The following is a 12,927-nucleotide window of genomic DNA, read 5'->3' on the forward strand; positions in this document are numbered from 1 at the left end:
GCGCCTTGGACGTCAGCACTTCCATCTCCATTTCAGCGCAGTACGGCAAAATCTCGGTTAGGTCGAGATCTTACGAACTCTACCTGTCAACTTCCCGTAAACCATGAAATCGGTCATGACCGCCCCTCAGACCTTCTTCTTCGAGAGCGTGGCGTACACGACGATGTTGTCCTTGTAGCTGTGCGCGCCCTTGCTGTACACGCCACCGCAGGTGATCAGCCGGAGCTGCGCGCCCTCGGTGTTGCCGTACACCCGCTTCGTCGGGAACGTCGCCTTGCTGACCTGCTCGATCCCGCTCACCGTGTACCGGGCGATCTTGCCGTCCGAGCGGTAGACGTAGATGTTGTCGCCCTTCGCCAGCTCCGACAGCCGGGCGAAGACCGCCGGGCCCTTGCGGGTGCTGACGTGGCCGTTGATGATCGTCGGGCCGTTCTCGCCGGGGAGCGGCGAGAAGCGGTACCAGCCGGTCTGGTTCGGCTTGCTCAGCGATGGCGTGCCCAGGTTGCCCTTGATGTCCACCGTGACCTGGCCGACCGGCGCGTTCACCTTGATCTTCGGGATCTTGATGCGCGACGGCCTCGCCTTGGCCTTGGCCGTGGTGGTCTTGGCCGCCGGGATCGGCGCGACCGTGGGCACGGCGGCCACCGGCGGCGGCGCGTCGATGCGGGCCGGCGTCAGGCCGCTCGCGCCGCCGGGGCCGACGGTCGGCGGCAGGACGAACGCGCCCGCGTTCTCGATCTGCACGGTGGACGGCACGCCCGCGGCCGCGAGGCCCCCGCCGGTGCCGTCGTCCACCGAGGGCGCCAGCGAGAGCAGGCCCACCATGACGGCGCCCACCCCGGCCAGCGAGCCCGCGATCAGCAGGCCGGGCATCGCCTTGTTGAGAGTCGTCCGCTGCTTCTGCTGCTGCTCGGTCATCACTTCACACCTCCGGCGTGCGCGGCGCGGCGACGCCACAACACCAGGCCGCCCGCGGCGCTGCCCATGATCATCGCGGAGCCGCCTCCGATCAGCGTGTACGCCCCTGAGTCCATCGGCGGATCCGGCGCCTCACCGGTGTCCACTCCGCCCTTCGGCGTCTTGACCACCTGCGGTCTCACGTACTTCGTCACCGTGGGCCTGGCGGATGTCGTGGTGGTGGCGGTCGGGGTGGCGGTGGACGTACCGCCGGGCCCGACGACCACGATCGGCGGGTGGGTGTACTGCGAGGTGGGGTTCGGCGAGTTCGTGTTCGTGCTCGTGTTCGTCGGCGTGCTCGTGCTCGTCGGCGTGAGCGTGGTCGTGGTCGTCGGCGTGTGCGTGCTGGTGCTGGTCGGCGAGGTGGGAGGCGTGCCGGGCTGCCCGACGGTCACCACGATCGTCCCGGGCTTGCTGGCCGGCGAGCACTTCGCGCTGTGGAAGCCGGTCGGCACCTTGTTGGTGGCGGTCGAGACCTCGAACGCGTCCAGCCAGGCCGGCTTGGTCGAGGCGTTCTCGATCCTGACGACGTGCGCGCCGTAGGTCAGCGTGGGCGACTCCCAGAGCGTCTGGCCGCCCTCCAGGTCGTCGTTGACCGGGTCGTCGCCGGCGTCGCGCGAAGGATCGACCGTCGCGCGCTTGGCGCCGTCGATGTAGATGTCGACCGGTCCCGAGCTCTTGTCCGTGGGGCCGATGTACTTCACGCTCGTGCCGATGAAGGTCAGCTCGGCGGAGGCGCCCAGCTCGGTGGTCCGGTGCAGGTCGTTGTGCACGTGGTGCTCGGAGGAGGGGCGGTCGTCGTCCGAGACCCAGGTGCCGCTGTAGACGATCTGCATGTCGCTCGGGTTGTCGGCGTCGTCACCGTCGTTGATGACCACGCTGTCGTCCGGCGGGGTGAAGTCGAGGTCGATGTCCTTCGGCGTGATCCTGATGGTCCCGGCCTTGTCGATCATGCCGGGGCTGTTCAGCATCGGGGGCAGGCCGAGAGGGGAGTCGGGGCGCAGCGCCTTCTCCGGCGCGGCGCTGCCCTTGGGCTGCAGGACGCCGACCCAGTCGCTCTTGAGCTCCAGGTTGCCGACGGCGTGGACCTGCCCGCCCGGGCCGAAGTAGCCGGGCGACTGCAGCCGGCTGCCGTCACCGGTGTACGCCAGCTTCCACGAGTACTTGAGCGGGCCGCCGACGGTGAGATCGGTCTCGAAGGTGAGGTTGGTGACCAGCCGCACCGGAGGGTGCCTGACGATGCTGCTCGTGTCGGTCGGCGTACAGATGTACTCGACTTCGAGCTCCGCCGGTGCCGCCGACGCGGGCAGGTTCGGCAACACCACGACACCCAACGCCGCCACGGAACCGACCGATGCGGCGAGCAACGCCCTGCGCAACCGACTCACGGGAGACTCCGATCACCACAAATAGACCGAGGGTAGATCTTAGAGTCGCAATGACCGACAACACACATGGAATGCCGCATCTTCCGTTACTTGTGATGAAGCCGTGTCCGGCAACAGAATTCTGTTCGGGAGGTGGCAGATGGAGAGGGATCTCTTCGACGAGGAACACCAGCTCTTCCGGGAGACGGTGCGCGAGTTCCTGGCCCGCGAGGTGGTGCCGCACCACGCGCGGTGGGAGAAGGACGGCATCGTCCCGCGCGAGGTCTGGAAGAAGGCCGGGGAGCTGGGGATGTTCGGGTTCTCGGTGCCCGAGGAGTACGGGGGCGCGGGCGTCAAGGACTTCCGCTACAACGCGGTGATCGTCGAGGAGATCATCGGGCACGGCGCGTCCGGGCTCGGGTTCTCGCTGCACAACGACGTCATGGCCCCGTACGTCGTGGACCTGACGAACGACGAGCAGAAGCAGCGCTGGCTGCCCGGCTTCGTCGGCGGCGAGCTGATCACCGCGATCGCGATGAGCGAGCCGGGCGCCGGCAGCGACCTCCAGGGCATCCGCACCACGGCCCTGCGCGAGGGCGACCACTACGTCGTCAACGGGCAGAAGACCTTCATCACCAACGGCATCAACGCCGACCTGGTGGTCGTGGTCGCCAAGACCGACCCGGAGGCCGGCGCCAGGGGCACCACGCTGATCGTCGTGGAGCGCGGCATGGACGGCTTCACCCGGGGGCGCAACCTGGACAAGGTCGGCATGAAGGCCCAGGACACCGCCGAGCTGTTCTTCGACAACGTCCGGGTGCCCGTCGCCAACCGCCTCGGCCCGAACGACGGCGAGGGCTTCTTCCAGCTCATGCACAACCTCCCGCAGGAGCGGCTGTCGATCGCGGTGGCGGCGGTGGCCGCGGCCGAGGCGGTGCTGGAGCGGACCATCGAGTACTGCAGGACCCGCCAGGCCTTCGGCCGCAACCTCGGCTCGTTCCAGAACACCCGGTTCGTGCTGGCCGAGCTGGCCACCGAGACCGACATCGCCCGCCACTACGTGGACAAGTGCGTCCTCGCGCTCAACGCCGGGCGGCTCACGGCGGTGGACGCGGCCAAGGCCAAATGGTGGACGACCGAGCTGCAGAACAAGGTCATCGACCGCTGCCTCCAGCTCCACGGCGGCTACGGCTACATGATGGAGTACCCGGTCGCCAGGGCCTGGCTGGACAGCCGGGTCCAGACGATCTACGGCGGCACCACCGAGATCATGAAGGAGATCATCGGCAGGTCGTTCGGCTTCTAGCGTTCGGCTTCCAGTGTCCGGCTTCCGGCGTTCCGGGTCTTCGGCGTTTCCGGCGGGGCCGCGCGCCGCAGGGCCCGGCGTCGCATACTGGACACCATGGACGGCGGCCTGATTCTCCTGGTCTTCCTGGCGGTGCTGTTCGCCTGGTTGCTGAACCGCGTGCGCCGGGCGTTCCGCCTCGGGCCGGTGGGCTACGCCGGCGTGATGATCGTGTTCATTCTGGCCATGCTGATGATCTGGGGCCAGACGAAGATCTAGCCCGGCCCGACCGCTTCGAGGACCACCCGCGCCACCAGCTCGGGATCGTCGCTCATCGGGATGTGCCCGCAGCCCTTCAGCAGCTTGACGCGCTGCCCCGACCAGCGGGCGGCCCGGATGGCCTGCCTGCGCACCAGCAGCCGGTCGTGCTCGCCCCACGCGATGGTGATCGGCGACTTGGGCGGCGCGGGCGGCATCATGCCGTCGAACGACACCAGCGTCTCCTCGAAGCCGGGCGCGGCCCCCAGCGCCTGGACGGCGGCGGCCAGCGCGGTGGGCTCCAGCCTGGACGGATGGGCGACCAGCAGCCCGGCCGACAGGCCACGCAGGGCGGAGCTTCCCGCCAGGCAGGCGGCCCCCTCGGGCGGCAGGGCGCGGGCGGTGGCACGCAGCGCGCGCAGCACGGCCCTGGCGTAGCCGAACTCGGGACGGGACCAGAAACCGACGGGCGACAGCGCCACGGCCGAGCGGACCACGCCGCGCGCGGCCAGTTCGAGCGCGAGGTAGCCGCCGAGCGAGTTGCCCGCGACCGCCGGCTCGCGCACGCCGAGCAGCGCGCAGAACGACTCGATCGCGTCCGCCAGCGACTCGGCGGTGTACGGGATGCCCGGCGGCAGCTCCGGCGAGCGCCCGAAACCGGGCAGATCGACGGCGATCACCGTGTGCGCGGCGGCCAGCCGGTCGATGACCGGCAGCCAGGCCTGCCAGTGGTGCCCGATGCCGTGGATGAGGATCAGCGGCGCGCCGGTGCCCCGCCGTTCGAAGGCCAGGTCCATCCCGCCAGTAGAGCACTCACCTGCCGCGCGTGGGAATCTCGAACCAGACGGCTTTGCCTTCCTTGGTGGGACGCGATCCCCAACGCCGGGCAAGCTGGTCGACCAGGTAAAGGCCGCGCCCGCCCTCGTCGTTCTCGCCCGCGCTGCGGATGCGCGGCAGGCGCAGGTCCTGGTCGAACACCTCGACCCAGACCGACTCCTCGCCCCTGCGCAGCCGGAGCGTGAACTCCTTGTCGCCGGCCACCTCGTCGTCGAAGCCCGGCAGGTCCCAGGACTCCTCGAACGGCAGCGGCGGCCCCTCCACGGTCAGCTCCCGGCGCGGCACGCTGGCGGTGGAGGCGTGCAGCACGACGTTGGTGACGACCTCGGAGACCAGCAGGCAGGCCAGCTCGGCCCGCTCCTCGGGTACGTTCCAGCCGGCGAAGGCCTCGGAGGCCATGCGCCGCGCCTCGCCGACCATGATCGGCTGGGCGGGGAAGGTGCGCTCCTCGACGTCGAGGTCATCGTCGCTGGCGCGGACGACCAGGATCGCCATGTCGTCGTCGATCTCGCCGGGCACCGCGACCGTGGCGGCGTCGGCGATGCGCTCGGCGTCGGCGTCGGCCATCTTGGCCAGCTTCTCGCAGAGCACGCCCAGCGTCTCGGCCTCGCTCGGCAGCCGCCCGTCGCGGCCGGGGCGCCGGTCGACCAGGCCGTCGGTGTAGAGGAGCAGCGTCGCGCCCGGCGGGAGGGTGCGGGTCTCCTCCTTGTAGACCAGGTCGGCGTGCAGGCCCTTGGCGCGGACGCCGAGCGGCTGGCCGACCTCCTCGATGTCCATCTCCACGCACTGGCCGTCGACCAGCAGCAGCGGCGGGGCGTGCCCGGCGTTGGCGAAGGAGAGCTGCCGCGACCAGGCGTCGTAGACGAGGTATTGGCAGGTCACGATGGGCGGGATGCTGACGTCGGCGCCGTTGTCGTCCTTCTCGGGCACGGCGATGATGCGGGTCCACTCGTCGAGCCTGGCCAGGATGTCGGCCGGCGACTTGTCGTCCTGGGCGAAGGCCCGCAGGGCGGCCCGGAGCTGGCCCATGACGGCCGCCGCCTTGGCGCCGCGGCCCTCGACGTCGCCGATCACGATGCCGACCCGGCCGGCCGACAGCGGGATCACGTCGTACCAGTCGCCGCCGACCTGGGTCTGGATGCCCTGCCCGTGGGAGGCCAGCGGAGCCGCCGGGTAGTAGCGCACCGCGATCTGCAGGCCGTCGAGCGGCTGGGGCAGCACCCTCGGCAGCAGGTATTTCTGGAACGACTCGGCGGTGTGGCGCTCTTCCTCGAACAGCAGCGCGTTGTCGATCGCGACCGCGACCCGGGTGGCGATGGCGCCGACGAAGTCACGGTCGAAGGCGTCGTAGTGGGGGCTGCGGCGGTCGGTGAGGTTGGACAGGCCGAGGTACATCAGGCCCAGCGTCTCGCCGCGCACCAGGAGCGGGGCGACGATGGCCGAGGTCATGCCGACCTCGCCGCACAGCCGGGCGCCGCTCTCGCTGGGGGCGGGGTAGCTGCTGGTGGCGAAGTTCTCGACGAGGATGGTCTCCTGGCGGCGCAGCGCCGTGTCCGCGTAGTGGCCGGAGGGGTAGCGGATCTCCGCGCCCACCGGCTTCCAGGTGCCCGACGGTGGTGTCCAGCCCTGCACGTGCTGCGAGACGCGGCGGACGAGGCGGTCGCCCTCCATCAGCTCGATGAAGCAGTGGTCGGCGAACTGCGGGACGAGCATCTCGGCGACGCGCTTGAGCGTCTCCTCGACGTAGAGCGAGCCGGCCAGCCGCTCGCCGATGCGCTCCAGCAGCCCGAAGCGGTCCTTCTCGCGCTCGTTGCTGCGCAGGGCCTCGCGGGCGGTGATCACGATGCCGGTGATCGCGCCGGAGTCGTGGCGCAGCGGCACCGCCTGGGCGCGGACGTAGACGATCGTGCCGTCACCGCGCTTGACGTCGAACGTGCCCTCCCACACGCCGCCCTTGAGCACGTGCTTGGCCAGCTCGATCGCCTGCGGGTGGTCCTTCTCCATGATCCCGAGGGACAGGACGGACGTCTCGCGCGACGGCGCCCTCCCCGGGCTGCCGAAGAGCTTCTCCGCGAAGGGATTCCAGTAGAGGAGGTTACTGAAACGGTCGGTGACGATCACCGCCATCTCTGCGTGGTCCAGCACGGACCCGGCAGCAAGGTGATCAGCCGCGTCTTGTGACAGATCCCCCCAACGCTTCATCCGAAGACCACTCCTCGGGGTGGCGAGCATGCACAGCGGACCACGAGCGCTCCTGCAACAGTCTTGGTCTGGGGAGAGTGGAGGGCCTCCCAGGAGGGATTCAACCAAGCCGCTGCGCGCACGTCAGCGCTTGGAGACAAAAACGTGCGCGGCAACATCGCGCGGAAGCTCCGCGAGAGTGTCGTTCGCGTCACCGTCACCTGTCACCCGCACACCGTCGTCGCTCGCCGCGAGCGTGACCTCGCGTCCGGGTTGTATCCCAACTTGCTTGAGTTTAAGCATCACAGCGGGATCACTTTGCACTTGTTCGCTAATTCGCCGCACGACCACGGGCACGCCGACCGCGCTCGCGATGTCGCTCATCGAGGTGAGGACGTCGGACTCGGGATCGGCCGGCTCTCTGGCGCCCAGCTCGGCCAGGCCCGGGATCGGGTTGCCGTGCGGGCAGACCGTGGGGTTGTCGAGCAGGGTCACCAGCCGGGCCTCGACGGACTCCGACATGACGTGCTCCCAGCGGCACGCCTCGATGTGCACCTCTTCCCACGGCAGGCCGATGACCTGGGTCAGCAGGCACTCGGCGAGGCGGTGCTTGCGCATCACGCGGGTGGCGAGCTGGCGGCCCAGCTCGGTCATGGACAGGTGCCGGTCGCCCTCGACGCGGACGAGGCCGTCGCGCTCCATGCGCGCCACGGTCTGGCTCACCGTGGGGCCGCTCTGCTGCAGGCGCTCGGCGATGCGGGCGCGCAGCGGGACGATGCCCTCTTCTTCGAGCTCGTAAATCGTGCGGAGGTACATCTCCGTCGTGTCGATCAGGCCGTGTGCGGTCAAGACAGTCCTCCCAACTGCATGTTACGCCGGTCGTGGCGGGGACTGAGCCCGGCCGCCTCGGGCACATGGGTCACGCAGGGAACCCTATTGGGAGAACGACCGACGATGGTTAAGGACGGCAACAACAGCGCGGCCCACTTCCTTCCCGACCGCCTCGACCTGGAGTCGCTGCGGGCCGCCGCGGCCTGCTGCGAGGGGTGCGATCTTTACCGTAACGCCACGCGGACGGTGTTCGGCGAGGGGCCGGGGCGGGCGGCGTACATGCTGGTGGGCGAGCAGCCGGGGGATCAGGAGGACCGCCAGGGGCACCCGTTCGTCGGGCCGGCCGGGCGGATCCTGGACAAGGGGCTGGCCGAGGCCGGCATCGAGCGCGAGGACGTGTACGTCACCAACGCCGTCAAGCACTTCTCCTGGGTGCCGCGCGGCAAGCGGCGCGTCCACCAGAAACCGACCGCCGGCCAGATCACCGCCTGCCTGCCGTGGCTGGAGGCCGAGCTGGCCGCGGTGGAGCCGCGGGTGGTCGTGGTGCTGGGCGCGACGGCGGCGCGGGCGCTGCTGGGGCCGGCGTTCAAGGTGACGCGGCAGCGGGGCGAGCCGGTGCCGCTCGGCGACCGGCTGGCGGTGGCGACCATCCACCCGTCCGCGGTGCTGCGCGCGCCGGACCGGGACGCCGCGTACGCGGGCTTCCTCGCCGACCTCAAGGTGGCGGCGGGAACGGCTTAGACCGGCCGCCCAGCGGTCGTGCCCGCGCGGTAGTTGCGGAAGCCCGCCACGGACAGCCCGACGACGAGGACCGCGGCGGCGCAGGCCAAGCCGCCGCCCACCCACGCGCCGGTCAGCCCGAAGGCCGTGGCGGTCGCCCCGGCCCGCAGGTCGCCCAGGCGCGGCCCGCCGGCCACGACCACCATGAACGCGCCCTGCATGCGCCCCCGCATCTCGTCGGGCGCGTAGAGCTGCAGGATCGACTGCCGCCACACCGACGAGATGACGTCGGCCACCCCGCCGACGGCCATGAACGTCACCACCAGCCACAGGTGCTGGGTCAGCCCCGCCGCCGCGACGGCCAGCCCCCACACGGCGATGACGACCACCAGCGCGACCCCCTGCCGCCTGATCCGCCCGACCCATCCGGAGAACAGCGCGCCGACGACGGACCCGATGGCCATCGACGACATCATCCAGCCGAGCGCCAGGTCCGAGCCGCCGAACCACAGGTGCGCCGCCTCGGGGAAGAGCGCGCGGGGCAGGGCGAAGACCATGGCGATGATGTCCACGACGAACGACATGAGCAGCACCGGGCTGCGCATGATGAAGCCGAGCCCCTCCAGCACCGCCCGCGCCCCGGGCCGGGTCACCTCGCCCAGCGGGGGCAGCGCGGGCAGCCTGAGCGCCGCGTAGAGGCTGCCGGTGAACAGCAGGGCGTCCACCGCGTACGCGATCGCGTACCCGCCGCCGGCCAGCAGCACCCCGCCGACCATCGGCCCGATCACCGCGCCGATGCTGTAGACCAGCGAGTTGAGCGCGTTGGCGGCGGGCACCAGCTCCGGCTCCAGGATGCGGGGGATGATCGCGCCCCGGGTCGGCCCGGTGAGGGCGAACCCGGTGGAGTTCACCGCGACCGCGGCGAAGATCAGGTAGACGTTGTCCAGGCCGGCCAGCGCCTGGGCGAGGATGAGCAACGTCGCCGCCCAGGCCACGAAGGAGCCGGCGATCAGCAGCCTGCGCCGGTCCACGGCGTCGGCCACCGCCCCGCCCCACAGCCCGAAGACGACGAGCGGGATCAGGTTGGCCAGGCCGAGCAGGCCGACCCAGAACGAGGACCCGGTGATCTCGTAGACCTGCTTGCCGACCGCCGTGACGGTCACCCCGACCCCGATGTGCGAGACGGCCTGGCCGAGCCAGATCCGCCGGTAGGCGGGCACGCCCAGCGGGCGGGTGTCCACGAGATGACGCTTGATCAGGTCCCCGAATGCCACTTCATGAACATTAGGGTGCAAGTCTTTCCAGAACCCAGCCGGGTGGGGTGCGCCGGTAACGCAACCGGTCGTGCATCCGGTCGAGCTGCCCCTGCCAGAACTCCATCTCGACCGGGTGGACCCGGAACCCGCCCCAGAAGTCGGGCACCGGCGGATCGTCCGGCCAGCGCGCCGCAAGCTTCTCGTAGCGCGCGTCCAGCTCCTCCCGGGAGCGCACCACGGCCGACTGCCGCGACGCCCAGGCCCCGATGCGGGAGCCGTACGGGCGGGAGTTGAAGTACTCGGCTGACTCCTCGTGGGAGATGCGGCTCACGGTGCCGTCCACGCGGATCTGGCGGCGCATGGCGTGCCAGGGGAACAGCAGGGACGCGCGGGCGTTCTCGGCCAGGTCGCGGCCCTTGCGGGACTCGTAGTTGGTGTAGAAGACGAAGCCGCGCTCGTCGTAGCCCTTGAGCAGGACGGTCCGGGCGCTGGGCCGGCCGCCGGCCGAGGCCGTGGCCAGGATCATGGCGTTGGGTTCCGGGATCCCGGCCGCTGCGGCCTCCTGGAACCAGGCGGTGAACTGCTCGATCGGGTCGGACGCGAGGTCGGATTCGAGCAGCGGCTCGCCCTCGTACGTGCGTCGAAGTCCCGCCAACGTGGGCGGGCGCGGGGTGGCATCCACGAGACGGTATTCTTGCGCGCTCGTGTGGTAGATCCCATACACCGCTCCCGACCAGCGGCTTCGCCTCTACGGTGGGTCCGGAGACCGAGCACGACCTGGGAGGGGGTTAAATTGACCCGCCGGTATCTCGACATCAAGGCTTTGCATTGCCGGAACATGGCAGAAAGGGAGGCGGCCGAGTATGTCCGACTTCAAACCCGGGCTCGAAGGCGTCGTAGCTTTCGAGACCGAGATCGCGGAACCGGACAAAGAAGGGGGCGCCCTTCGATACCGGGGCGTCGACATCGAAGAGCTGGTCGGCCGTGTCCCGTTCGGGCACGTTTGGGGCCTGCTGGTCGACAACACGTTCCAGCCGGGCCTGCCCCCGGCGGAGCCGTACCCCATCCCTGTCCACTCCGGTGACATCCGCGTAGACGTGCAGAGCGCCCTGGCCATGCTGGCTCCGGCCTATGGCTTCAAGCCCCTGCTCGACATCAGCGACGAGGAGGCCCGCGACCAGCTCGCCCGCGCCTCGGTGATGGCCCTGTCGTTCGTGGCGCAGTCCGCCCGCGGGCTCGGCCTGCCGATGGTGCCGCAGAGCAAGGTCGACGAGGCCAGGACCATCGTCGAGCGGTTCATGATCCGCTGGCGCGGTGAGCCCGATCCCAAGCACGTCAGGGCCATCGACGCCTACTGGACCTCCGCCGCCGAGCACGGCATGAACGCCTCCACGTTCACCGCCCGCGTCATCGCCTCCACCGGCGCCGACGTGGCCGCCGCGCTCTCCGGCGCCGTCGGCGCCATGTCCGGCCCGCTGCACGGCGGCGCCCCGGCCCGGGTGCTGCACATGATCGAGGGCGTCGAGCAGCTCGGCGACGCCAAGAAGTACGTCCAGAGCGAGCTCGACAAGGGCAACAGGCTCATGGGCTTCGGCCACCGCGTCTACCGCGCCGAGGACCCGCGTGCCCGCGTGCTGCGCCGCACCGCCAAGGAGCTCGGCGCCCCCCGCTACGAGGTCGCGGCGGCGCTGGAGCAGGCCGCGCTGGAGGAGCTGCACGCCCGCAAGCCCGACCGGGTGCTGGCGACCAACGTCGAGTACTGGGCGGCCGTGGTCCTCGACTTCGCCGAGGTCCCCTCGCACATGTTCACCTCGATGTTCACCTGCGCCCGCACGGCCGGCTGGGCGGCGCACATCCTGGAGCAGAAGCGCACGGGCAGGCTGGTCCGCCCCAGCGCCAACTACGTCGGCCCGTCCTCGCGCCCGCTGAGCGACGTGCCCGGTGCCGACGAGGTCGTCGGCAAGCTCTGACCCTCGCGCCGGACGGCTGCCGCGTGGCTCGCACCCGCGCGGCAGCCGTCCGTCGTGATCGGCCCTTAAGATCGCGGTCTCACGATCCGGACCCCGTGCGAGTCCACCCCGCGCCGGTCGGTAGGCTCCTTGACGTGGCTGACATCGTGATTCCCGCTGACATCAAGCCCGCCGACGGCCGCTTCGGCTGCGGGCCCTCGAAGGTTCGCACCGAGCAGCTGGCCGCGCTCGCCGCCTCCGGGGCCCAGTACATGGGCACCTCGCACCGCCAGAAGCCGGTCAAGAGCCTGGTCGGCCGCGTCCGCTCCGGCCTCGCCGACCTGTTCTCGCTGCCCGAGGGCTACCAGGTCGTGCTGGGCAACGGCGGCACCACCGCGTTCTGGGACATCGCCGCGTTCGGGCTCGTGCGCGAGAAGTCACAGCACCTGTCCTTCGGCGAGTTCTCCTCGAAGTTCGCCGCGGTCACCAAGAAGGCGCCGTGGCTGGCCGAGCCGAGCGTCATCAAGGCCGAGGTCGGCACCCACCCCACCGCGGTGGCCGAGGAGGGCGTCGACGTCTACGCGCTCACCCACAACGAGACCTCCACCGGCGTGGCCATGCCGATCCAGCGGGTCGGCGGCGACGACGCCCTCGTGCTGGTCGACGCCACCTCCGGCGCCGGCGGCCTGCCCGTCGACATCGCCCAGAGCGACGTCTACTACTTCGCCCCGCAGAAGAGCTTCGCCTCCGACGGCGGGTTGTGGATCGCGCTCATGTCGCCGCGCGCGCTGGCCCGGGTCGAGGAGATCGCCGCCTCCGGCCGCTACATCCCCGAGTTCTTCAGCCTGCCGGTCGCCATCGACAACTCCGGCAAGGACCAGACCTACAACACCCCGGCCGTGGCCACGCTGTTCCTGCTGGCCGACCAGCTCGACTGGATGAACGGCAACGGCGGCCTGGCCTGGACCACCGCCCGCACCGCCGACTCCAGCACGCGCCTCTACACGTGGGCCGAGAAGTCCTCCTACGCCACGCCGTTCGCCGCCCCCGAGTTCCGCTCGCAGGTGGTCGGCACGATCGACTTCAACGACGACGTCGACGCCGCGGCGGTGGCCAAGGTGCTGCGCGCCAACGGCATCGTCGACACCGAGCCCTACCGCAAGCTGGGCCGCAACCAGCTCCGCGTCGCGATGTTCCCGGCCATCGACCCGGCCGACATCGAGGCGCTGACCACCTGCATCGACTACGTGGTCGAGCGGCTCTAGCCGGCCGCCCGCGTCCCCGCC

12 protein-coding genes are annotated in these 12,927 nt (G+C 70.5%); 5 read left to right on the forward strand and 7 right to left on the reverse strand.

Annotated features, from left to right (window positions below):
* Positions 1-126: 126 nt before the first annotated feature.
* Positions 127-918 (reverse strand): class F sortase, encoded by a 792-nt coding sequence (locus AB0H75_RS39025; protein WP_367804874.1) that lies wholly within the window; start codon positions 916-918, stop codon positions 127-129.
* Positions 918-2,300: a hypothetical protein gene (locus AB0H75_RS39030; protein ID WP_367804875.1), complete on the reverse strand. Its 1,383-nt coding sequence runs from the start codon at positions 2,298-2,300 to the stop codon at positions 918-920. The genes AB0H75_RS39025 and AB0H75_RS39030 overlap by 1 nt, the downstream gene beginning before the upstream one ends.
* Positions 2,301-2,484: 184 nt before the next feature.
* On the opposite strand from AB0H75_RS39030, the gene AB0H75_RS39035 reads away from it, so the two are divergent.
* Both AB0H75_RS39035 and AB0H75_RS39040 read left to right on the forward strand, forming a co-directional pair.
* On the forward strand, positions 2,485-3,630 hold the full coding sequence (locus AB0H75_RS39035; protein WP_367804877.1) for an acyl-CoA dehydrogenase family protein: 1,146 nt from the start codon (positions 2,485-2,487) through the stop codon (positions 3,628-3,630).
* Between the two features lie 96 nt (positions 3,631-3,726).
* Positions 3,727-3,888 (forward strand): hypothetical protein, encoded by a 162-nt coding sequence (locus AB0H75_RS39040; RefSeq protein ID WP_367804879.1) that lies wholly within the window; start codon positions 3,727-3,729, stop codon positions 3,886-3,888.
* On the opposite strand, the gene AB0H75_RS39045 is transcribed toward AB0H75_RS39040, so the two are convergent.
* The 3 genes from AB0H75_RS39045 to AB0H75_RS39055 all read right to left on the reverse strand — a co-directional run bounded on the left by AB0H75_RS39045 (position 3,885) and on the right by AB0H75_RS39055 (position 7,734).
* Positions 3,885-4,664: an alpha/beta fold hydrolase gene (locus AB0H75_RS39045; RefSeq protein ID WP_367804881.1), complete on the reverse strand. Its 780-nt coding sequence runs from the start codon at positions 4,662-4,664 to the stop codon at positions 3,885-3,887. The genes AB0H75_RS39040 and AB0H75_RS39045 overlap by 4 nt on opposite strands.
* A 16-nt stretch (positions 4,665-4,680) precedes the next feature.
* Positions 4,681-6,906, reverse strand: a complete 2,226-nt coding sequence (locus tag AB0H75_RS39050; RefSeq protein WP_367804883.1) for a SpoIIE family protein phosphatase — start codon at positions 6,904-6,906, stop codon at positions 4,681-4,683.
* 123 nt (positions 6,907-7,029) lie between these two features.
* On the reverse strand, positions 7,030-7,734 hold the full coding sequence (locus AB0H75_RS39055; protein WP_367804885.1) for a metal-dependent transcriptional regulator: 705 nt from the start codon (positions 7,732-7,734) through the stop codon (positions 7,030-7,032).
* Between the two features lie 105 nt (positions 7,735-7,839).
* Here AB0H75_RS39055 and AB0H75_RS39060 point away from each other — a divergent pair, with 105 nt between their 5' ends.
* Positions 7,840-8,457 (forward strand): UdgX family uracil-DNA binding protein, encoded by a 618-nt coding sequence (locus AB0H75_RS39060; RefSeq protein ID WP_367804887.1) that lies wholly within the window; start codon positions 7,840-7,842, stop codon positions 8,455-8,457.
* On the opposite strand, the gene AB0H75_RS39065 is transcribed toward AB0H75_RS39060, so the two are convergent.
* Positions 8,454-9,710, reverse strand: coding sequence for an MFS transporter (locus AB0H75_RS39065; protein WP_367804889.1), 1,257 nt, complete (start codon positions 9,708-9,710; stop codon positions 8,454-8,456). The two genes, AB0H75_RS39060 and AB0H75_RS39065, sit on opposite strands and share 4 nt — an antisense overlap.
* 10 nt (positions 9,711-9,720) lie before the next feature.
* A complete protein-coding gene (gene pdxH / locus AB0H75_RS39070) occupies positions 9,721-10,374 on the reverse strand; it encodes a pyridoxamine 5'-phosphate oxidase (RefSeq protein WP_367804891.1) in 654 nt (217 codons plus the stop codon).
* Positions 10,375-10,555: 181 nt separating this feature from the next.
* On the opposite strand from pdxH, the gene AB0H75_RS39075 reads away from it, so the two are divergent.
* Both AB0H75_RS39075 and serC read left to right on the forward strand, forming a co-directional pair.
* Positions 10,556-11,662: a citrate synthase 2 gene (locus AB0H75_RS39075; protein ID WP_367804893.1), complete on the forward strand. Its 1,107-nt coding sequence runs from the start codon at positions 10,556-10,558 to the stop codon at positions 11,660-11,662.
* Positions 11,663-11,796: 134 nt separating this feature from the next.
* Positions 11,797-12,906: a phosphoserine transaminase gene (serC, locus tag AB0H75_RS39080; protein WP_367804895.1), complete on the forward strand. Its 1,110-nt coding sequence runs from the start codon at positions 11,797-11,799 to the stop codon at positions 12,904-12,906.
* Positions 12,907-12,927: the final 21 nt, after the last annotated feature.

The sequence above is a fragment of the Nonomuraea sp. NPDC050783 genome, assembly GCF_040802095.1.
GTDB lineage: Bacteria > Actinomycetota > Actinomycetes > Streptosporangiales > Streptosporangiaceae > Nonomuraea.

What these genes read in the sequence shown, in the direction of transcription:
- AB0H75_RS39035 (WP_367804877.1), top strand. Translation starts at nt 2,485, where the DNA reads ATGGAGAGGGATCTCTTCGACGAGGAACACCAGCTCTTCCGGGAGACG.
- AB0H75_RS39025 (WP_367804874.1), bottom strand. Translation starts at nt 918, where the DNA reads ATGACCGAGCAGCAGCAGAAGCAGCGGACGACTCTCAACAAGGCGATG.
- AB0H75_RS39045 (WP_367804881.1), bottom strand. Translation starts at nt 4,664, where the DNA reads ATGGACCTGGCCTTCGAACGGCGGGGCACCGGCGCGCCGCTGATCCTC.
- AB0H75_RS39050 (WP_367804883.1), bottom strand. Translation starts at nt 6,906, where the DNA reads ATGAAGCGTTGGGGGGATCTGTCACAAGACGCGGCTGATCACCTTGCT.
- AB0H75_RS39060 (WP_367804887.1), top strand. Translation starts at nt 7,840, where the DNA reads ATGGTTAAGGACGGCAACAACAGCGCGGCCCACTTCCTTCCCGACCGC.
- AB0H75_RS39075 (WP_367804893.1), top strand. Translation starts at nt 10,556, where the DNA reads ATGTCCGACTTCAAACCCGGGCTCGAAGGCGTCGTAGCTTTCGAGACC.
- AB0H75_RS39040 (WP_367804879.1), top strand. Translation starts at nt 3,727, where the DNA reads ATGGACGGCGGCCTGATTCTCCTGGTCTTCCTGGCGGTGCTGTTCGCC.